Origin of the sequence: Streptomyces sp. NPDC007901 (assembly GCF_042959465.1) — a bacterium.
Taxonomy (GTDB): domain Bacteria; phylum Actinomycetota; class Actinomycetes; order Streptomycetales; family Streptomycetaceae; genus Streptomyces.
Genome location: NZ_JBIBKW010000009.1, coordinates 316,327 through 335,153, shown reverse-complemented (window position 1 = coordinate 335,153; position 18,827 = coordinate 316,327). Strand labels below are relative to the sequence as shown.

The 18,827-nt window shown below is 71.6% G+C and carries 20 protein-coding genes and 1 pseudogene; 11 read left to right on the top strand and 10 right to left on the bottom strand.

What is annotated here, in order from left to right:
• Positions 1-16 precede the first annotated feature (16 nt).
• Positions 17-688, bottom strand: a complete 672-nt coding sequence (locus tag ACFZDK_RS29190) for a hypothetical protein (RefSeq protein ID WP_390976881.1) — start codon at positions 686-688, stop codon at positions 17-19.
• Positions 689-918: 230 nt separating this feature from the next.
• Here ACFZDK_RS29190 and gcl point away from each other — a divergent pair, with 230 nt between their 5' ends.
• Positions 919-2,703: a glyoxylate carboligase gene (gene gcl, locus ACFZDK_RS29185; protein ID WP_390976880.1), complete on the top strand. Its 1,785-nt coding sequence runs from the start codon at positions 919-921 to the stop codon at positions 2,701-2,703.
• Positions 2,704-2,902: 199 nt separating this feature from the next.
• Here gcl and ACFZDK_RS29180 read toward each other — a convergent pair whose 3' ends face one another.
• From ACFZDK_RS29180 to ACFZDK_RS29165, 4 genes and pseudogenes are all read right to left on the bottom strand, one after another.
• Positions 2,903-3,145: a hypothetical protein gene (locus tag ACFZDK_RS29180; protein ID WP_390976879.1), complete on the bottom strand. Its 243-nt coding sequence runs from the start codon at positions 3,143-3,145 to the stop codon at positions 2,903-2,905.
• Between the two features lie 356 nt (positions 3,146-3,501).
• Positions 3,502-3,690, bottom strand: a pseudogene (locus tag ACFZDK_RS29175) (catalase-related domain-containing protein); the annotation flags it as partial.
• An 82-nt stretch (positions 3,691-3,772) separates the two neighbouring features.
• Positions 3,773-4,663: a 2-hydroxy-3-oxopropionate reductase gene (locus ACFZDK_RS29170; RefSeq protein ID WP_390976878.1), complete on the bottom strand. Its 891-nt coding sequence runs from the start codon at positions 4,661-4,663 to the stop codon at positions 3,773-3,775.
• Between the two features lie 116 nt (positions 4,664-4,779).
• A complete protein-coding gene (locus tag ACFZDK_RS29165) occupies positions 4,780-5,619 on the bottom strand; it encodes a TIM barrel protein (RefSeq protein ID WP_390976877.1) in 840 nt (279 codons plus the stop codon).
• A gap of 144 nt (positions 5,620-5,763) precedes the next feature.
• On the opposite strand from ACFZDK_RS29165, the gene polX reads away from it, so the two are divergent.
• The 8 genes from polX (at position 5,764) to ACFZDK_RS29125 (ending at position 13,261) form a co-directional block, all read left to right on the top strand.
• Positions 5,764-7,503 (top strand): DNA polymerase/3'-5' exonuclease PolX, encoded by a 1,740-nt coding sequence (gene polX, locus ACFZDK_RS29160; RefSeq protein WP_390976876.1) that lies wholly within the window; start codon positions 5,764-5,766, stop codon positions 7,501-7,503.
• 47 nt (positions 7,504-7,550) lie between these two features.
• On the top strand, positions 7,551-7,805 hold the full coding sequence (locus ACFZDK_RS29155; protein WP_390976875.1) for a hypothetical protein: 255 nt from the start codon (positions 7,551-7,553) through the stop codon (positions 7,803-7,805).
• A complete protein-coding gene (locus ACFZDK_RS29150) occupies positions 7,802-8,170 on the top strand; it encodes a helix-turn-helix domain-containing protein (protein WP_355715013.1) in 369 nt (122 codons plus the stop codon). Before ACFZDK_RS29155 ends, ACFZDK_RS29150 begins: the two co-directional genes overlap by 4 nt.
• Positions 8,171-8,296: 126 nt before the next feature.
• Positions 8,297-8,806, top strand: a complete 510-nt coding sequence (gene uraD / locus ACFZDK_RS29145) for a 2-oxo-4-hydroxy-4-carboxy-5-ureidoimidazoline decarboxylase (protein ID WP_390976874.1) — start codon at positions 8,297-8,299, stop codon at positions 8,804-8,806.
• A 7-nt stretch (positions 8,807-8,813) separates the two neighbouring features.
• Positions 8,814-9,218, top strand: a complete 405-nt coding sequence (gene uraH, locus ACFZDK_RS29140; protein ID WP_390976873.1) for a hydroxyisourate hydrolase — start codon at positions 8,814-8,816, stop codon at positions 9,216-9,218.
• 6 nt (positions 9,219-9,224) lie between these two features.
• Complete coding sequence (gene pucL / locus ACFZDK_RS29135; RefSeq protein ID WP_390976872.1) at positions 9,225-10,157, top strand: factor-independent urate hydroxylase; 933 nt, start codon at positions 9,225-9,227, stop codon at positions 10,155-10,157.
• Positions 10,158-10,272: 115 nt separating this feature from the next.
• Entirely contained in the window at positions 10,273-11,649 is a 1,377-nt protein-coding gene (locus ACFZDK_RS29130; RefSeq protein WP_390976871.1) for an 8-oxoguanine deaminase, read from the top strand.
• 280 nt (positions 11,650-11,929) lie between these two features.
• Positions 11,930-13,261 (top strand): solute carrier family 23 protein, encoded by a 1,332-nt coding sequence (locus ACFZDK_RS29125; protein WP_390976991.1) that lies wholly within the window; start codon positions 11,930-11,932, stop codon positions 13,259-13,261.
• Between the two features lie 17 nt (positions 13,262-13,278).
• Here ACFZDK_RS29125 and ACFZDK_RS29120 read toward each other — a convergent pair whose 3' ends face one another.
• Together ACFZDK_RS29120 and ACFZDK_RS29115 are read right to left on the bottom strand one after the other, a co-directional pair.
• Positions 13,279-13,632, bottom strand: a complete 354-nt coding sequence (locus ACFZDK_RS29120) for a chitosanase (RefSeq protein WP_390976870.1) — start codon at positions 13,630-13,632, stop codon at positions 13,279-13,281.
• A 168-nt stretch (positions 13,633-13,800) separates the two neighbouring features.
• The gene (locus ACFZDK_RS29115; protein ID WP_390976869.1) at positions 13,801-14,598 is read right to left on the bottom strand and encodes a helix-turn-helix domain-containing protein; all 798 of its coding nucleotides are present in this window, start codon (positions 14,596-14,598) and stop codon (positions 13,801-13,803) included.
• A 95-nt stretch (positions 14,599-14,693) separates the two neighbouring features.
• On the opposite strand from ACFZDK_RS29115, the gene ACFZDK_RS29110 reads away from it, so the two are divergent.
• The gene (locus ACFZDK_RS29110) at positions 14,694-15,560 is read left to right on the top strand and encodes an NAD(P)H-binding protein (RefSeq protein ID WP_390976868.1); all 867 of its coding nucleotides are present in this window, start codon (positions 14,694-14,696) and stop codon (positions 15,558-15,560) included.
• A 108-nt stretch (positions 15,561-15,668) separates the two neighbouring features.
• Here the strand turns inward: ACFZDK_RS29110 and ACFZDK_RS29105 are convergent, their stop codons facing one another.
• Complete coding sequence (locus tag ACFZDK_RS29105) at positions 15,669-17,102, bottom strand: MFS transporter (RefSeq protein ID WP_390976867.1); 1,434 nt, start codon at positions 17,100-17,102, stop codon at positions 15,669-15,671.
• 138 nt (positions 17,103-17,240) lie between these two features.
• Between ACFZDK_RS29105 and ACFZDK_RS29100 the strand changes: the two genes are divergently transcribed.
• The gene (locus ACFZDK_RS29100) at positions 17,241-17,642 is read left to right on the top strand and encodes a winged helix-turn-helix transcriptional regulator (RefSeq protein ID WP_390976866.1); all 402 of its coding nucleotides are present in this window, start codon (positions 17,241-17,243) and stop codon (positions 17,640-17,642) included.
• Between the two features lie 27 nt (positions 17,643-17,669).
• Here ACFZDK_RS29100 and ACFZDK_RS29095 read toward each other — a convergent pair whose 3' ends face one another.
• Positions 17,670-18,092 (bottom strand): thioesterase family protein, encoded by a 423-nt coding sequence (locus ACFZDK_RS29095; RefSeq protein ID WP_390976865.1) that lies wholly within the window; start codon positions 18,090-18,092, stop codon positions 17,670-17,672.
• Positions 18,093-18,149: 57 nt separating this feature from the next.
• The gene (locus ACFZDK_RS29090; RefSeq protein WP_390976864.1) at positions 18,150-18,770 is read right to left on the bottom strand and encodes a hypothetical protein; all 621 of its coding nucleotides are present in this window, start codon (positions 18,768-18,770) and stop codon (positions 18,150-18,152) included.
• Between the last annotated feature and the right edge of the window lie 57 nt (positions 18,771-18,827).

Sequence of the window (18,827 nt, the reverse complement as noted above, 5' to 3'; positions counted from 1 at the left end):
ACCGCCCCGCGGCCGCTCACGCGCCCCTGGCGCCCAGCTCATCGGCAACCCCGTTCACCGGCTGCGGCGTCCCCGTGAGGTCCAGCACGAACAACGGCACCCCCAGCGCGTCCGCCCCCTCCTGCGCGTCCTCGGCGTACCCCGCGAGGGAGAAGTAGACGCACCCCGAGTCCTCCGTCATCGCCGTCAGCCACAGGCACTCCACGTCCCGCCGCGAGGCCGGCCGCGCGGTCGGGTCCACGTGGGCGACCAGCCCCCGCGCGGCCAGCCCGACGCCGGACGGCGGCCGCTGGTCGGCGCGGCGGATGTCCCGGTAACCCAGCCAGCGCAGATAGAGCGCGGCCGCGGTGATCGCGTCCAGGGCGGTGCGGATCGTCACGGGATGGAAGGCGGGTCGCGGCTCGGGTGCCGGCGCCGGCGCGGACGCGGTGCCGGCGACCGGGACGCGCAGCACCGCCCCGCACGGGCAGCCCAGCTCCGGCCGCGGCCACTGGTCCCGGCGGCCGCAGGAGCCACAGCTCACCGTCACCCAGTCCTCGTCCCAGGCGCGGTGCGCCACCGGCGTCGGCTCGGCCGTGTCGTCGAGGCACGGGGTCACCGGCGCGCCACAGGCGCAGGGGTACGAGGGCGCGGTGTAGACGTGCTCGCGCCGACAGGCCGGACAGCGCACCGGCACGCTCTCGGACATGGCCACCTCGGGCGTCGCGTCGGTTCAGCCGTCCCATGGTGCTCCTGTCGGGGCCCGGTTGTCCGTGCCTTGACGACGTTCGCCCCCACACCTACATTGATTTCAGATAGTAGAAGTTAATTTCCGCAATGCGGAATCAATGCGGAATCAATGCGGAAAGAATGCGACGTGATGCTCACCGCGGGGCGCGACGGGAGCAGGCATCCGACAGCCGAAAGCAGGAGTTCTCGATGGCTCGTATGACCGCTGCCCGCGCGGCAGTTGAGATCCTCAAGCGCGAGGGCGTCACCAACGCGTTCGGTGTGCCCGGCGCGGCGATCAACCCCTTCTATGCGGCGCTCAGGGCCTCCGGCGGCATCCACCACACCCTCGCCCGCCATGTGGAGGGCGCCTCGCACATGGCGGAGGGCTACACCCGTACGCACCCCGGCAACATCGGCGTCTGCGTCGGCACCTCCGGCCCGGCCGGCACTGACATGATCACCGGCCTGTACTCGGCGACCGGCGACTCCATCCCGATCCTCTGCATCACCGGCCAGGCGCCGACCGCGGTGATCCACAAGGAGGACTTCCAGGCCGTCGACATCGCCTCGATCGCCAAGCCGGTGACCAAGATGGCGGTCACCGTACTGGAGGCGGCCCAGGTGCCGGGCGTCTTCCAGCAGGCCTTCCACCTGATGCGCTCCGGCCGTCCGGGCCCGGTCCTGATCGACCTGCCGATCGACGTCCAGCTGACGGAGATCGAGTTCGATCCGGAGACATACGCGCCGCTGCCGGTCTACAAGCCGGCCGCGACCCGCGCCCAGATCGAGAAGGCGATCGGGATGCTGAACGCGTCCGAGCGCCCGCTGATCGTCGCGGGCGGCGGTGTCATCAACGCGGACGCCGCCGAACTCCTCGTCGAGTTCGCCGAGTTGACCGGCACTCCGGTCGTCCCGACCCTGATGGGCTGGGGCGTCCTCCCCGACGACCACGAGCTGAACGCCGGCATGGTGGGCCTGCAGACCTCGCACCGCTACGGCAACGCGACCTTCCTGGAGTCCGACTTCGTCCTCGGTATCGGCAACCGCTGGGCCAACCGCCACACCGGCCGGCTGGACGTCTACACGGCGGGCCGGACGTTCGTCCACGTCGACATCGAGCCGACCCAGATCGGCAAGATCTTCGCCCCGGACTACGGCATCGCGTCGGACGCGAAGGCCGCACTGGAGCTCTTCGTCGAGGTGGCGCGGGAGTCGAAGGCGTCGGGCGGCCTCCCCGACCGCTCGCGGTGGGCGGCCGCGGCGCAGGAGAAGAAGGCGACGCTGCAGCGCCGTACGCACTTCGACGACGTCCCGATCAAGCCGCAGCGCGTCTACGAGGAGATGAACAAGGCCTTCGGCCCGGAGACCCGGTACGTCTCCACGATCGGCCTCTCGCAGATCGCCGGCGCCCAGATGCTGCACGTCTTCAGGCCGCGGCACTGGATCAACTGCGGCCAGGCGGGCCCCCTCGGCTGGACGGTCCCGGCCGCGCTGGGCGTGGCGAAGGCCGACCCGGAGGCGTCCGTGGTCGCGCTCTCCGGCGACTACGACTTCCAGTTCATGCTGGAGGAGCTGGCGGTCGGCGCGCAGCACAAGATCCCGTACGTCCATGTGCTGGTCAACAACGCCTACCTGGGCCTGATCCGGCAGGCGCAGCGGGCCTTCGACATCGACTTCCAGGTCAAGCTGGAGTTCGAGAACATCAACTCGCCCGAGCTGGGCGTGTACGGCGTCGACCACGTCAAGGTCGCCGAGGGGCTGGGCTGCAAGGCGATCCGGGTGACCGACCCGGCGGAGCTGGGCGCGGCCTTCGAGGAGGCCAAGAAGCTGGCCGCGGAGCACCAGGTGCCGGTGGTGGTGGAGGCGATCCTGGAGCGGGTCACCAACATCTCCATGTCGACCACCAACGACATCTCCGACGTCGTCGAGTTCGAGGAGATCGCGACCGAGCCGGGGCACGCCCCGACCTCGATCAGGACGCTGAAGGTCTGAGCCGGCGCACGCGGGAGCGGGCGGTCCGTCCGGGGGGACGGGCCGCCCGCCGCACGTTGTCGGTGACACGGTGCCCGCCGCCCCCGTGCCGGCGGGCACCGTGTGCCGTGAATATGCCCCCTGACTGGGGCGGTTGAAGCATCCTGAACAACGTTCAGAGCATTTCTTGAGGATTCGCCACCCCCTTCACACCGGTTCATCAGCTTTCGGGATGCTCGCTCAGCCCCGGCCAGTCGTCCGGGCCGCCGCCCTGCCACTCGATGAGGTCGCTCTCCTCGACCTCGATCCGGTCCAGATCGGCCATCCGCAGGATCTCGACCACGTCGTCCAGATGCGAGGCGATCCCCAGGGTCACGTCCCCCTCGGTGACCCGTCGGGAGCCGTCCAGGGCGGGAGCGTGCACGACGATGTGCGGGAACTCGGTCGGTGGGTGCGCTGTCATGCCTTCAGCGTCCTGCGGGACGGGCGGATGCGCACGCCGGAGGCGTTGTCATCCGCGGGTGACGCCGAACGCTCCCCGTCCGGAGAGGATCCGGTGCAGGGAGCGTCGGGAGTTGGGCCGTCCGACGGCGCGAGGCTGGGCGCGTCAGGTCGTTCGCGCCGCCGGACGGGGTCGGGGGTCGGCTGGGACCGCGGCGGGTGCGACGGAGCCCGGCGTCCTTCCCGCTGGTCGGGACGGGTGCTCGGTTCCTTCACCACCGCACTGGCTCGCACGCCGCCGCGGTCCGTGCCACGCCCGCGCACCTCCGGCCGGCCACCCCTCATCCGGGCCGTCCGGCTGTGCGCGGGCCGTCTGTGTCAGTCCTCGCGCAGGGCGCGGACCGCCTCCGCCACGCGCCTGCCGTACTCCGGGCCGGCGGCGTGGAAGTGGGCCAGGTTCTTCTCGATCACGTCGTCGCGGGAGACCTGTGCGAGGCCGCCGGCGATGTCGGCGACCAGCCGGGACCGCTCCTCGGCCGACATCAGCCGGTACAGCTCGCCCGCCTGGGGGGTTTCCGGGCGGCGCCGGCACCTGGGCGCGACAGGACAGATGTCGGCGCCGACGCCGCCCGGAAGTCGGGGGGGCGGCTCAGACCTGGGCGCCGGAGAGGCGCTCGACCGCGCGCAGCAGCGCGGAGTGGTCCAGGCCGCCGTCGCCCTGCGCGCGCAGGGAGGCGACCAGTTGGGCCACCACGGCGCCGACCGGGAGCGCGGCGCCGACGGTACGGGCCGCGTCCGTGACGATGCCCATGTCCTTGTGGTGCAGGTCGATCCGGAAGCCCGGCTTGAAGTCGCGGTTCAGGAAGTTGTCCTTCTTCCGCGTCAGCACGGTCGAGCCGGCCAGGCCGCCATTGAGGACGTCCAGCGCGGCGGCCAGGTCCACGCCGGACTTCTCCAGGAAGACCACGGCCTCGGCGCACGCCTGGATGTTCACGGCGACGATCAGCTGGTTGGCGGCCTTCACGGTCTGCCCGGAGCCGTGCGGACCGCACAGCACGATGGTCCTGCCGAGGGCCTCGAAGATGGGCTCCGCGGTGTCGAAGTCGGCCTGCTCGCCGCCGGCCATGATGGACAGCACGGCCTCGACGGCGCCTGCCTCGCCGCCGGACACGGGCGCGTCCAGGACGCGGATGCCCCTGGCCGTGGCCGCCTTCGCCAGGTCGACGGAGGTCTGCGGGGTGATGGACGACATGTCGACCAGGAGCGCGCCGGGCCGCGCGTTCTCCAGGATGCCGTCCGGGCCGTACGCGATGGCCTCGACCTGCGGGGAGGCCGGCACCATCGTGATGACCACGTCGGCGTCCCGTACGGCCTCGGCGATCGAGGCGGCGGCACGGCCGCCGGCGGCGGCCAGCCGGTCCAGCTTGTCCTGCTCCAGGGTGAAGCCGGTGACGTCGTAACCCGCCTTGAGCAGGTTCTCGGACATGGGGGAGCCCATGATGCCGAGACCTATCCAGGCGATCTTGGGGAGGGTGCTCATATCGGGGATGCCTCTCTGGGTGCGTCAATCAGGCAGCCCGTCCGGTGTTTGAGGACGAGGCCGTTCAGGCCGAAGCGGGGGTCCGGGGGCGGAGGCCCCCCGGGGGGGCGGTCACATCAACGCGCGGCGCGCTGCTCCACCGGCAGCCAGTCGAACGCGTCCGCGCTCGGGCGGTCGCCCGGCTTGTACTCCAGGCCCACCCAGCCGTCGTAACCGGCCTTGCGCAGCCGGTCGAGGAGGTCCTCCAGCGGGAGCGAGCCCGTGCCCGGGGCGCCGCGGCCGGGGTTGTCGGCGATCTGGACGTGGCCGGTCTTCGACGCGTACCGGTCGATCACCGCCGGCAGGTCCTCGCCGTTCATGGACAGGTGGTAAAGGTCCATCAGGAAGCGGGCGTTGCCGAGTCCGGTCGTCTCGTTGACCTTGTCGACGACGGCGACGGCGGCCGGCGCCGACACCAGCGGGTACCGCGGCGACTCGGGCTCGTTGAGGGCCTCGATCAGCAGGATCGCGCCGTTGCGGTCGGCCGCCTCGGCCGCGAGGGCCAGGTTCTCCAGGGCCAGCGCGTCCTGCACGGCCGGGTCCACGCCCTCGACGCGGTTGCCGTAGAGCGCGTTGAGCGACCGGCAGCCCAGGGTCCGTGCGAAGCCGGCCGCCACGTCGATGTTCGCGCGGAACCTCTCCGACTCCTCGCCCGGAACCGACAGGGCGCCCCGGTCGGGTCCTGGCAGCTGTCCGGCGTAGAAGTTCAGCCCGGTCAGCCGGACGCGCGCGTCCGTGATCGCCGTCCGCAGCGCGTCGAGCTCGGACCGTTCGGGAGTGGGGGAGTCGACCCAGGGCCACCACAGCTCGACCGCCGTGAAGCCGGCCGCGGCGGCGGCCGCGGGGCGCTCCAGGAGCGGGAGTTCCGTGAAGAGGATCGACAGGTTGACGTTGAAGCGCTGCTCTGCAAATCCCATGAGGGTCGCGCTCCCTTCCGCTGCCTAGTAGCCAAGTGGTAATTCCGTATTACGGAAGTTGGTTTCTGCTTAATGGAAGACTGCCTGTGGCCGGGGAGAGCTGTCAAGAGCGCCCGTGCAAAACCCGCGCCCTACCCTGAAGGCATGGCTCGGTCCAACGACGAGGTCGCCGCCCTGCTCCAGGAGTACGCGGACCTGATCTCGATCACCGGCGGGGACGCGTTCAAGGCGCGGGTGTACGAGAAGGCCGCCCGGTCGGTCGGCGGCCACCACGCCGATGTCGCCACGCTCGACCTCAAGGGGCTGCAGGAGATCCCGAACGTCGGGAAGTCGATCGCCCAGAAGGTCCGCGAGTACCTCGACAGCGGCAGCGTGACCGCCCTCGAGGAGCTGCGGGCGAGGATCCCGGACGGGGTCCGCCGGCTGACGGCCATCCCCACCCTCGGCCCGAAGAAGGCGATGGCGGTCTACGACGAACTGGGCGTCTCGTCGGTCGAGGAGCTCGCCGACGCCATCCGCGACGAGCGGCTGCGCGACCTCAAGGGCTTCGGGCCGAAGACCGAGGAGAACATCCTGCACGGCATCGAACTGCTCCGGTCCTCGGGCGGCCGGGTGCAGATCGACGTGGCCATGGAGCTGGCCGAGGACATCGTCGGCGCGCTCTTTGGCGTGACCGGCTGCGAGCGGTGCGCGTACGCCGGATCACTGCGCCGGATGCGGGAGACCATCGGCGACATCGACATCCTCGCCGCCGCCGAGGAGTCGGCGCCGCTCATGGCGGCGTTCACCCGGCTGCCGTACGTCACCGAGGTCATCGGGCAGGGCGGGACCAAGACCTCCGTGCGCACGCGTAAGGGCCTCGACGTCGACCTGCGGGTCGTACCGCCGGACTCCTGGGGCGCCGCCCTCCAGTACTTCACCGGATCGAAGGCCCACAACATCCGCACCCGCGAGATCGCGGTGCGCCAGAAGCTCAAGCTCTCCGAGTACGGGCTCTTCGACGTCGAGAGCGGCGAGAAGATCGTCTCCGAGACCGAGGAGGAGGTCTACGCCCGGCTCGGCCTGCCCTGGATCCCGCCGACGCTCCGCGAGGACCGCGGCGAGATCGAGGCCGGGCTCCGCGACGAGCTGCCCGAGCTGGTCACCGAGGCCGACCTCCGGGGCGACCTGCACACCCACACCGACCTCACCGACGGCCTCGCCCCGCTGGAGGAGATGGCCGAGGCGGCCGCCGCGCGCGGTTACGCCTACTACGCGGTTACCGACCACGCGCCCGACCTGGTCATGCAGCGGATGACCGACGAGCGGATGCTGGCCCAGCGGGAGCGGGTCCGCGCGCTCGACGGCACCTACCCCACCAAGGGCCGGCGCGGCGGCCTGCGGCTGCTGCACGGCACCGAGCTGAACATCGGCCCGGAGGGCGAGGTGGACTGGCCGGGCGACTTCCTCGCCGGGTTCGACCTGTGCGTGGCCTCGGTCCACTCGCACTTCAAGCAGAGCCGCGAGGCCCTGACCCGGCGGCTCGTCCGCGCCTGCGAGAACCCGTACGTGAACATCATCGGCCACCCCACCACCCGCCTCATCGGCAAGCGGCCCGGCATCGACGCCGACCTGGACGCGGTCTTCGAGGCCTGCGCCCGCACCGGCACCGCCCTGGAGATCAACGCCCACCCGCACCGGCTGGACCTGCGCGACGAGGACATCCTGCGGGCCCGCCGGCACGGCGTGAGGTTCGCCGTGAACAGCGACGCCCACGCCGTGCCGCACCTGGCCAACATGCGCTACGGCATCGGCACCGCCCAGCGCGGCTGGCTCACCGGGGACGACGTGATCAACACCTGGCCCGAGCGGCGGCTGCGGACCTTCCTGCGCAAGAGCCGGTGATCCCGGAGGGCTGCCCGAACATCGGCGCCGCGCGTTAGGTTGAGCGCGTGCGATTGAGAGTGGAGTTCACGACCGAGCCCTTCGACCTCGACGAGGCCCCCGCGCACGCGCTGGTCGCCCGTGAGGTCATCGAGGCGGCCGAGCTGGACGCGGTGGACGTCGGGCCGTTCGGGAACACGGCGGAGGGCGGCGCCGACGCCGTGCTCACCGCCGTGGACGCGCTGCTGCGCCGGAGCCTGGCGGCCGGGGCCACCCGGATCTCGCTCCAGGTCAACGTGGTGGGGGAGGGTGAGGGCCGGTGACCGGACACGGCGACGAGCCCTTCATCACGGCCGTGAAGCCGCTGGTCGACGCCATGGGCGGGGAGATGCTCCCGCCGGACGAGGCCGGCCCCGACGACGTCGTGCTCGCCTGGGAGGGCGCCGACGTGGTCGCCGTACGGCTGCCCCAGCTCGCGGACTCCCTCGACCACATCCTGGCCGCCATGGAGCGCAAGCAGGGCAAGCCGCTGGCCGACCTGGACCGCAAGGCCAAGCAGGAGGTCGTCCGCATACTGGAGGCGCGCGGCGCCTTCTCCGTACGGCACGGCGTGGAGACCGTGGCGAGCGCGCTCGGTGTGAGCCGCTTCACCGTCTACAACTACCTGAACCGCGAGAAGGAGAGCTGAGCGCAGACTCCTGGGCGGGGGTTGTTACGCGGAATTTTCAACAAAGTGTTGACGCGGTGTTCCGGAGAGCGTTAGCTAACGGCAGCCCGTTCAGCACGAAGGCCGCCTACGGCCACGGAGGCTCCCGTGACGTCGACTTCCAAGCCCCCGGGCCTGGCCCGGTTCAACGATCTGGAGGAGCGCGCGGCCCTCGCCGCCCTCCACGAGGCGTGTGCCTCCACGGCCTGGGCCCGGCAGCTGCTTGCCGCCCGGCCCTACGCCACCCCCGAGGCCCTCTACTCCGCCAGCGACGCCGCCATGGCCGCGCTGGACACGGCCGACCTCGCGGAGGCCATGGCCGGACACCCGCCGATCGGCCGCCCCAAGCCGGGCGACCCGACCTCGGCCCGGGAGCAGTCCGGCATGGCCGGCGCCGCCGAGGCGCTCAAGGCCGAGATGCTCGAACTCAACCTGGCCTACCAGGAGCGGTTCGGCCATGTCTTCCTGATCTGCGCCACCGGCCGCAGCGGCGAGGAGATGCGGGACGCGGTGAAGGAGCGGATCGGCAACGCGCCCGAGCAGGAGCGGGAGATCGTCCGCACCGAACTGGGCAAGATCAACCGTATCCGGCTCGCCCGCATCGTCGAAGAGGACTGACAGCACCATGAGCACCAGCTCCACCGCCTCCGTGTCCACCCACATCCTGGACACCAGCGTCGGCCGCCCCGCCGCGGGCGTCGCCGTCCGGCTCTCCGCCCGCGGCGGCCGGGAGGCGGACTGGCAGGCGCTCGGCGGCTCCGCGACCGACGCGGACGGCCGGTGCAAGGACCTTCCGGACCTGCCGGAGGGGACGACACACGTACGGCTCGACTTCGCGGTGGAGCCGTATTTCGAGAAGCAGAAGCACAAGCAAGCCGATGCGCAGCAGGACGCCCCCGCGAACCGGGACAGCGGACCGGCCGTGTTCTTCCCGGAGGTGGCGATCACGTTCGCCGTCGTACCGGGCGAGCACTACCACGTACCGCTGCTGCTCAACCCGTTCGGCTACTCCGTTTACCGAGGGAGCTAGCTACACATGCCTACGATTCTTGGACAGAACCAGTACGGCAAGGCCGAGAACCGGGTCGTCAAGATCACGCGGGACGGCGCCACCCACCACATCAAGGACCTCAACGTCTCCGTGTCGCTCTCCGGCGACATGGACGAGGTCCACTACTCCGGCTCCAACGCCAATGTCCTGCCGACCGACACCACCAAGAACACGGTGTACGCGTTCGCCAAGGAGTACGGCATCGAGTCCGCCGAGCAGTTCGGCATCCACCTCGCCAGGCACTTCGTGACCTCGCAGGAGCCCATCCACCAGGCCCGGATCCGCATCGAGGAGTACGCTTGGGAGCGCATCGAGGCCTCTGACGCCAACTCGAAGTTCATCGGCGCCGACGAGGTCAAGCACTCGTTCGTGCGCAAGGGCCAGGAGACCCGGCTGACGCAGATCACGTACGACGGTGCGTCATGGGAGGTCGTCTCCGGCCTGAAGGACCTGGTCGTGATGAACTCGACCAACTCCGAGTTCTGGGGCTACGTCAAGGACAAGTACACGACCCTGCCCGAGGCGTACGACCGCATCCTGGCCACCCAGGTCTCCGCCCGCTGGCGGTTCAACTGGACCGACGACGAGCAGAAGATGCCCCACTGGGAGAAGTCCTACGAGCAGACGAAGAAGCACATGCTCCAGGCCTTCGCCGAGACGTACTCGCTCTCGCTCCAGCAGACCCTGTACCAGATGGGTTCGCGGATCATCGACCACCGCGGCGAGATCGACGAGGTCCGCTTCTCGCTGCCGAACAAGCACCACTTCCTCGTCGACCTGGAGCCGTTCGGGCTGAAGAACGCGACCGAGGACGGTGCCGTGTACTACGCCGCCGACCGGCCCTACGGCCTGATCGAGGCGACCATCCTCCGCGACGGCTGCGAGGCGAAGATCCCGGTGGACCTCACCAACCTCTGACCCGCTCTTTCTCGGCACCCTCGGCCGGGGAGTCCCACTCCCCGGCCGAGGCACTCAAATCCCCAGGGTCCTGCCGTGCCCACTTCCCAAGTCCACTGAGCGAAAAGGACGAATCATGGCAGCAGACCGGCGCACCGTCATCGAGAACTGTTCGATCGCGACCGTCGACGCCCACGACACCGAGTACGCCGACGGGTACGTCGTCATCGCCGGCCACCGCATCGAGTCGCTCGGCGCCGGCAAGGCCCCCGAGGGCCTGGAGAACGTCGGGCGCCGCATCGACGCCACCGGCCATCTGGTGACCCCCGGCCTGGTCAACACCCACCACCACTACTACCAGTGGATCACCCGGGGCCTGGCCACCGACCACAACCTCTTCAACTGGCTGGTCGCGCTGTACCCGACCTGGGCGCGGATCGACGAGCCGATGGTCTACGCGGCCGCGCAGGGCTCGCTCGCGATGATGGCCCGGGGCGGCGTGACCACCGCCATGGATCACCACTACGTCTACCCGAAGGACTCCGGCGACCTCTCCGGCGCGATCATCCGCGCCGCCCGTGAGACGGGCGTCCGCTTCACCCTCGCCCGCGGCTCGATGGACCGCAGCGAGAAGGACGGCGGCCTGCCCCCGGACTTCGCCGTCGAGACCCTCGAAGGCGCCCTCACCGCGACCGAGGCCACGGTGAAGGAGTACCACGACGCCTCCTTCGACGCGATGACCCAGGTGGCCGTGGCCCCCTGCTCGCCCTTCTCCGTCTCCACCGAACTCCTCCGCGAGGGCGCCGAGTTGGCCCGTCGGCTCGGAGTGCGCCTGCACACGCACGGCTCGGAGACGGTCGAGGAGGAGAAGTTCTGCCACGAGCTGTTCGGCATGGGCCCGACCGACTACTTCGAGTCCACCGGCTGGCTCGGCGAGGACGTGTGGATGGCGCACTGCGTCCACATGAACGACTCCGACATCGCCGCGTTCGGGCGGACGAAGACCGGTGTCGCCCACTGCCCGTCCTCCAACGCCCGCCTCGCGGCCGGCATCGCCCGCGTCCCCGACATGCTCGCCGCCGGTGTCCCGGTCGGCCTCGGCGTCGACGGCACCGCGTCCAACGAGTCCGGCGAACTCCACACCGAGCTGCGCAACGCGCTGCTGATCAACCGCCTCGGCGCGCACCGGGAAGCGGCCCTGAACGCCCGTCAGGCGCTGCGCCTCGGCACCTACGGCGGCGCCCAGGTCCTCGGCCGGGCAAGCCAGACCGGCTCCCTGGAACCCGGCAAGCTCGCCGACCTGGTGCTCTGGAAGCTGGACACCCTCGCCCACGCCTCGATCGCCGACCCGGTCACCGCCCTGGTCTTCGGCGCCGCCGCTCCCGTCACCGCCTCCTTCGTGAACGGCCGTCAGATCGTCGAGGCGGGCCGCCTGCTGCACGTCGACGAGGACGCGATCGCCCGCTCCACGCGGACCGAGGCCCGGCGTCTGGCACGGATCGCCGCGCAGTAACTCCTCTTCTCCACAAGGCACTTGAGCTCCGACTGGGAGGGACGGCTCCCGGTCGGTAGCCGTGGACCCGCACGGGTCCACGGCGGCCGTCTCCTGGGCGCGTACGCCGGTCGTGCGCGCCCGGGAACGGTCACCGTCCTCCTCTCGGGTCCCGCACGACCTGGATCACCCGCACCACCTCCCTGACACCCGCGTCAGAGCCGACGTGTAACCGACCGGAGGAGCCGCCGTGTCCGCGCAAGAAGTGCATCCCGTCGACGAGAAACTCCCCGCCCTGAAAATGGCGACCACGGGTCTTCAGCACGTGGCCGCCATGTACGCCGGGGTGGTCGCCCCGCCCCTGATCGTCGGCGCGGCCATCGGCCTGTCCGGCACCGAACTGACCTTCCTCACCGGCGCCTGCCTCTTCACGGCGGGCCTCGCCACCTTCCTGCAGACCCTCGGCGTCTGGAAGATCGGCGCCCGGCTGCCCTTCGTCAACGGCGTCACCTTCGCCGGGGTCGCCCCGATGACCGCGATCGCCGCCGCCACCCACGACAAGGCCGACGCCCTGCCGGTCATCTTCGGCGCGGTGATCGTCGCCGGCCTCCTCGGCTTCCTCGCCGCCCCCTTCTTCAGCAAGGCCGCCCGCTTCTTCCCGCCCGTCGTCACCGGTACGGTCATCACCCTCATCGGCGTCTCGCTGCTCCCGGTGGCCTTCGGCTGGGCGCAGGGCCCCGACCCGGCCGCCGACGACTACGGTTCGGCGACCTACCTGGGCCTGGCCGCCGCGACCCTCCTCATCGTGCTGCTCCTGCGCCGCTTCACCCGCGGCTTCGTGAAGCAGATCGCCGTGCTGATCGGCCTGGTCGCCGGCACGGTCGTCGCGATCCCGTTCGGGGTCACGGACTTCGGCCCGGTCGCGGACGCGGACGTCGTCGGCTTCCCGGCGCCCTTCCACTTCGGCGCCCCGCAGTTCCAGATCGCGGCCATCCTGTCCATGTGCGTGGTGATGATGGTCTCGATGACCGAGTCGACCGCGGACATGCTGGCGCTGGGCGAGATCGTCGAACGCCCCGCCGACGAGCGGACGATCGCCGCCGGGCTGCGCGCCGACACCCTCGGCTCGGCGATCAGCCCGCTCTTCAACGGGTTCATGTGCAGCGCCTTCGCCCAGAACATCGGGCTGGTCGCGATGACCCGGATCCGCAGCCGGTTCGTGGTCGCGGTCGGCGGCGGTTTCCTCGTCCTGATGGGGCTGTGCCCGATGGCGGCCTCCCTCATCGCCGTCGTCCCCCGGCCGGTGCTGGGCGGCGCGGGTGTGGTGCTGTTCGGCTCGGTGGCGGCCAGCGGTATCCAGACCCTGGTCAGGGCCGGCCTGGAGAAGGACGAGAACGTCCTGATCGTCGCCGTCTCGCTCGCCGTCGGCATCGTCCCGATCACCGCGCCGGACTTCTACCACGCCTTCCCGGAGACCGCCCGGATCGTCCTGGACTCGGGCATCTCGACGGGATGCGTGGCGGCCGTGGCACTCAACCTGGTCTTCCACCACCTCGGCCGGCGGCCCGAGGCGGCGAAGGGTACGACGGCGACGGCCGCCGTACCCCGTCCGGCGCCTCAGTCCATCTCGTGACTGTCCCCGTACACCTTCTACTTGAGCGGGATGTCCAGGTCGAAGTTGCCCGCCTTGAGGAAGACCCGCTGGGCCGTCTCGACCCGGCTGACGGCGTCCGTGCCGGGGCCGTGCATGACCATCGCGTCGTAGTAGACGAACTGCCCGAGCGTGCCGAGACCGTCCTTCCTTGCACGCGCCACGGCCGGGTCGAAACAGACGCGGTCGCGTTCGTGGCGCTGTGCCCTGCGGAAGGCCGCCGTCCGCGCCGCCTTCCGCCAGGCGGCGCGGAACGGCGTCCGTGCCGGGGCCGTCTCACCAGCCGCATCGCGATGTCCTTGTGCACCGGGTCGGCCGGCCCGGTCGCGTCCGCCGCCTCGGCCGCGGGCCATCGCGAGGTCAGCAGCGCGGCGCCCAGGGTGGCGAACAGCGTGCGGCACGTGCGTGCAGGATCGGCACAGGAACTCCCCAGCAGGGGGCTGTCAAAGGATGTCGAGACTGGCGCGGCACCTTGGGAGAGCGGTGGGGTGGCGGTACGAAGTCACTGTGAGCCGGCGGACTCAGCGGCGGCGGACCGCCTGGCAGGGCGCCGCCGCGGGCAGCCGGCCGGTGAAGTAGGAGCGGGGCGGGACGCCCATGAGGGCGCGGAAGTCGGACGTCATGTGCGACTGGTCGTAGTAGCCGGTGACGGCGGCCAGTTCGGCCCAGGAGACCTCGGCGGCATGGCTGACCACCGCCCGGACCCGGTCGATCCGGGCGTAGTGCTTGGGGGAGAGGCCGACCCCCTCGGTGAAGAGGTTGCGCAACTGCCTTTCACTGACCGCCAGTTCACGTGCCGTGTCGCGGACGGTGCCGGGTGTGTGGCCGGAGCGGACGGACAGCGCCGCGACGCCCGCGCGGACCAGCCCGGTCCGGCCGCCGTCCGCGAGGGATGCCAGCCGTTCCGGCAGCTCGTCCGCGAGCCGGGCCACTGCCTCCTGAGGCTCCAGCCACCGCATCTCGTGCGCGAGCCCACGGGCGGCCGCCCCGGGCACCGCCTCCAGCGGCAGGGACCGGCCCACCAGCTCGGCCGCCGGAAGACCCAGCAGCGGACGGGCCGTGCCGGGCGTGAGCCGCAGCTCCACGCAGGAGGTGAGGGGCTTGCCCTCGTGGTACGAGGCACGGACCCGCGGCCCGACGACCAGCACACTGCGGTGACCGTTCGCCGCGACCCGCAGGACCAACTTGGTGTCCGCGTCCGGGAGATGGACGTACGGCCCCTGCGCGGCGGCCTCGACGTCGAGGAGGCCTACGCGTGAGATCCAGGGGCGCAGCGGGCGGGGCACGGGCAGCGTCCGCGGGAAGACGGCGTTCGTCACCCCTTCACGGTAGGCGCCGCGCGGGGCGGACGGAGGGCCGAGCCGTGCCGGATTTTCCTAGCGCCCCGGGCCCGGCGCGGCCCACCGTGGTGGTCATGATCCTCGTGATGGGTGCCACGGGCACCACAGGCGGTGAAGTCGTACGACAGCTCGCGGCGCGCGGCGCGAAGGTGCGCGCCCTGACCCGGGACCCGGCACGGACCCAGCTGCCCCCGGGGGTGGAGGTGGTGCCGGGGCACCACCGTGACCCGGCCTCGGTGGCGGCGGCCATGGCGGGTGCCGAAGCGGCCTTCCTGGTGGGCGTGTTCGGACCGGACGACTCCGACCACGACCGGGCCCTCCCGGCGGCGGCCCGGGCCGCCGGGGTGCGGCGGGTCGTGAAGCTCTCCGGCATCGGCTGCGGCGACCCCGCCGTCGGTCCGGTCGGCACCTGGCACATGGCGGGCGAACAGGCCGTGCGGGACAGCGGACTGGAGTGGACCGTACTGCGTCCCTCGGCCTTCGCGTCGAACACGCTCGGCTGGGCGGCGGCGGTGCGCTCGGGCGGGCCGGTGCCGAACCTGAGCGGCGCCGGCGGACAGGGCGTCGTCGATCCCCGCGACGTGGCCGAGGTGGCCGTCGCCGCCCTGCTCGACGCGCGGCACGACGGGCGGCACGCGGGGCGGACGTACACCCTCACCGGCCCCGAGGTGCTCAGCGTCCCCGACCAGGCCGCCGTCCTCGCGGAAGTCCTCGGCCGCCCGGTCGGGACCCGCGAGCTCACCGCGGACGAGGCCCGGGCGCATCTGCGGACGCTGGGCTTCGACGACACGTTCGTCGACGCCTCCGAGCAGAGCCGGGCCTTCGTGCAGCGGGGCGGCAACGAGGTCGTCACCGACGACGTGCCACGGCTGCTGGGGCGGCCGGCGCGGACCTACCGGGAGTGGGCCGTGGACCACAGGGAGCTGTTCGTCGACGGCTGAGACTGGCAGGAGCGGGCTGGCAGGAGCGGGCTGGCTGGAGCGGCCCGCCCGGCTCCGTTCCGGCCGCGCTCGGTCCTGCCCGGCTCGGTCACCGGAGGGCCACCCGGCTCAGTCCTGCCCGGGCCGCAGCACGGCCGCCGCCAGGACCAGCGCCGCCACCGCGAGGCCCACCGCCACCCGGAAGGCGAGCCGGTAGCCCTCGGCGGTGGCCGGGACCAGCTCGGCGCCCCCGCCCAGCAGCGCGTCCGTGCGGCTCGCCGCCAGCGTCGACAGCACCGCGAGCCCCAGCGAACCACCCACCACCTGCGTGGTGTTGAACAGTCCCGACGCCAGACCGGCGTCCTCCTCGGGGGCGCCGGACATGGCCAGACCGGTCAGCGGGGGCATCGCGGCGGCGAACCCGGCGGCCAGCAACAGCATGGGCGGCAGGACGTCGGCCGGGTAGGAGCCGTCGGCGGGGGCCCGGCTCAGCAGCGCCATGCCGCCGGCGATCAGGACGAGGCCGGTCAGCAGCACCGGGTACGCCCCGAAGCGGCCGACCGTCCGCGCGGACAGGGTCGTCATCAGCAGCCCGATCGCCACGGGCGCCGGCAGGAAGGCGAAGCCGGTGGCCAACTCGTCGAATCCCAGGACGCGCTGGAGGTACAGCGCGCCGATGAACTGGAAGCCGTACATCGTCGCCACCATCAGGACCTGTACGGCGTTCGCGCCGGTCAGCAGCCGGGAGCGCAGCAGCCCCGGTCGCAGCAGCGGGCGGTCGGCTCGGGTCTGCCGGACGGCGAACGCCACGAAGAGGGCGAGGGCGAGCGCCGCCAGGAGCGCGGTGGCGGTCCTGCCGCGGTCGCCGGAGCCGACGACGACGTACACCGTGAGCATCAGCGCGCCGGTGACCAGCGCCGCGCCCGGGTAGTCGGCGCCGTCGCGGAGCCCGGCGCCGGGCTCGGGGGACAGCCCCCGGACCGCCGCCAGCCAGGCGACCACGCCGATCGGCAGATTGATCAGGAAGATCCAGTGCCAGCTCGCCGCCTGGGTGAGCGCCCCGCCCAGGAACGTGCCCAGCGTGGCCCCGCCCGCCCCGACCGCGCTGAACACCGCGATGGCGCGGGCCTGTTCACGCGGTTCCGGGAAGAGCGCCACCAGCATGCCGAGGACCACCGCCGACGCCATCGCCCCGCCGACCCCCTGGACGGCCCGGGCCGCGACCAGCAGTTCCCGGCTCGTCGCCAGTCCGCAGAGCACGGAGGCCACGGTGAACACGGCGATCCCGGCCGTGAACATCCGCTTGCGGCCCAGCAGGTCGCCCAGCCGGCCGGCCAGCAGGAGCAGCCCGCCGAACGGGATCAGATACGCGTTCACCACCCAGGCCAGCCCCGCCCCCGAGAAGCCCAGGTCCGTTTGCATCGCGGGCATCGCGACGGTCACGATGGTGCCGTCCAGGATCGTCATGAGGGCTCCCGCGCACAGCACGACCAGAGAGGCCCAGCGGGAGTACGTTCGGTGCGGTGTCCGGGTCCGTGTCCGTGACGAGGTGAGGGCCGTCATGGCGGCGTGGCCTCCGTTTTTTGCGTAGTCTCCGGAGGAACCGTCGGTGTCGGCTGGTATCGATCGGTTCCTTGGTGCACGACTTGTAACGGAGTTCATCGTGGGTGACCATGGAGGCCGGCGTAAGGAGGCAGGTCGATGTCCCTGAGGAACACCGGTGTTACGTCGCAGGTCGTGAACGCGGGCTCGTGCCCGGTCCGCGAGGTTCTTGACAGGGTGGCCGGCAAATGGAGCGTCCAGATCCTGGTCGCGGCCTCGCACGGCCCCATCCGCTTCACCGAGCTGGAGCGCGGCATCGAGGGCATCAGCCGCCGGATGCTCACCCTCACCCTGCGCAACCTGGAGCGGGACGGACTGATGACCCGCACCGTCCACCCGACGGTGCCCCCGAAGGTGGAGTACGAGCTCACTCCGGTGGCCTACGAGCTGCACGAGACCCTGCAGCGGCTGACCGACTGGGCCGAGCGCAACCGCGGGTACATCGCGCAGGCGCGGGCGGCCTACGACGTCGAGCACAATCCCGAACTGCTCGACGCGTAGACGGAGTCCGCGGGACCCTGGACGTTCCTAGAACCCGAACAGCTCCGGGTCCGAGGTGAGTTCCTTGAAGATCTCGCGCGGATCGGCGACCAGCTTGCGGGCCTTGAGATCGAGCAGCCCGCCGACCGCGTCCACCTCGGCGGCCAGCGTGCCGTCCGCCTTGGTCATCTGCTGCAGGATGCGGAACGCCTTGCCGCCGCTCCAGTCGAACGCACAGGTCACATCGACCTCGTCACCGGCGAGCAGCTCCCGCTTGTACCGGATGGTCGTCTCCAGCGCCACCGGGCCCACGCCCCGGCCGATCAGCCGGGCCTGGCTGATCCCGGCCGCCTGCAGCAGCGACCAGCGGGCGTGCTCCGCGTAGTTGATGTACACCGCCTGGTTCAGATGGCCCTGTACATCGGTCTCGTAACCACGGACCGTGACGCGGACGGAATACGGTTCGCTCACGACTTCCCTCTCTCGTGTACGACGCACTGATCTTCCGTCTGCATCCTGACACGCCCGTCACACCCGGCGGGGCGATGCCAGCAGATAGCGCGTTCTGGTCCGGGGCTCCGTGTACTCGCCGGTCTGCCAGCCGGCCTGCTCCAGCGTGGCCGCGCACGCCCGCAGGCGCTCGCCCTCCGGTGCGTACACGGCGACCGCCTCCGGCTGCGGGGTCGCCCGCACCCGGTAGCCGGCGGTGTCCGGCCCCTCGGGTGGCTGCCCGGCCGCCTCCAGGGCGAGCGCGGCGGCCCGCACCAGATGCGTGCGCTCCCAGCCGCACGGCCGGTCCACGGCGCCGTCGGGGTTGGTCATCCGGCGCAGTTCGAGCAGTCCCTGCCAGGCGCTGTGCACCTCCCGCACGCGGGCGGGCCCGCCGTCGGCCGTCTTCTCGCCGCCGACGCGCGAGGCGAAGACCCCGTCCGGTTCCGGTGGGGCCGCCGCCCGCGGCTGCGCGGCCGCTTCCCGGGTCCGGTGCCCCGCCGGTGTCAGGAAGTGGTCGTGCGGCGGGCGCGGGTGCCGGAAGGCGAGGCCGTGCCGCACCAGGGCGGCCAGCTGGGCCTCCGTGCCGCGCAGCCGCCCGGTGACCGGGTCGGCGGCGTCGATGACCCGCCGCTGCGCGGCGGTGGGCGGTCGGGTCACGGCGTGTTCCTTCCCGGTGTCGAGCGGTACTGATCCCTTCTTCGAAGGCTACGACCG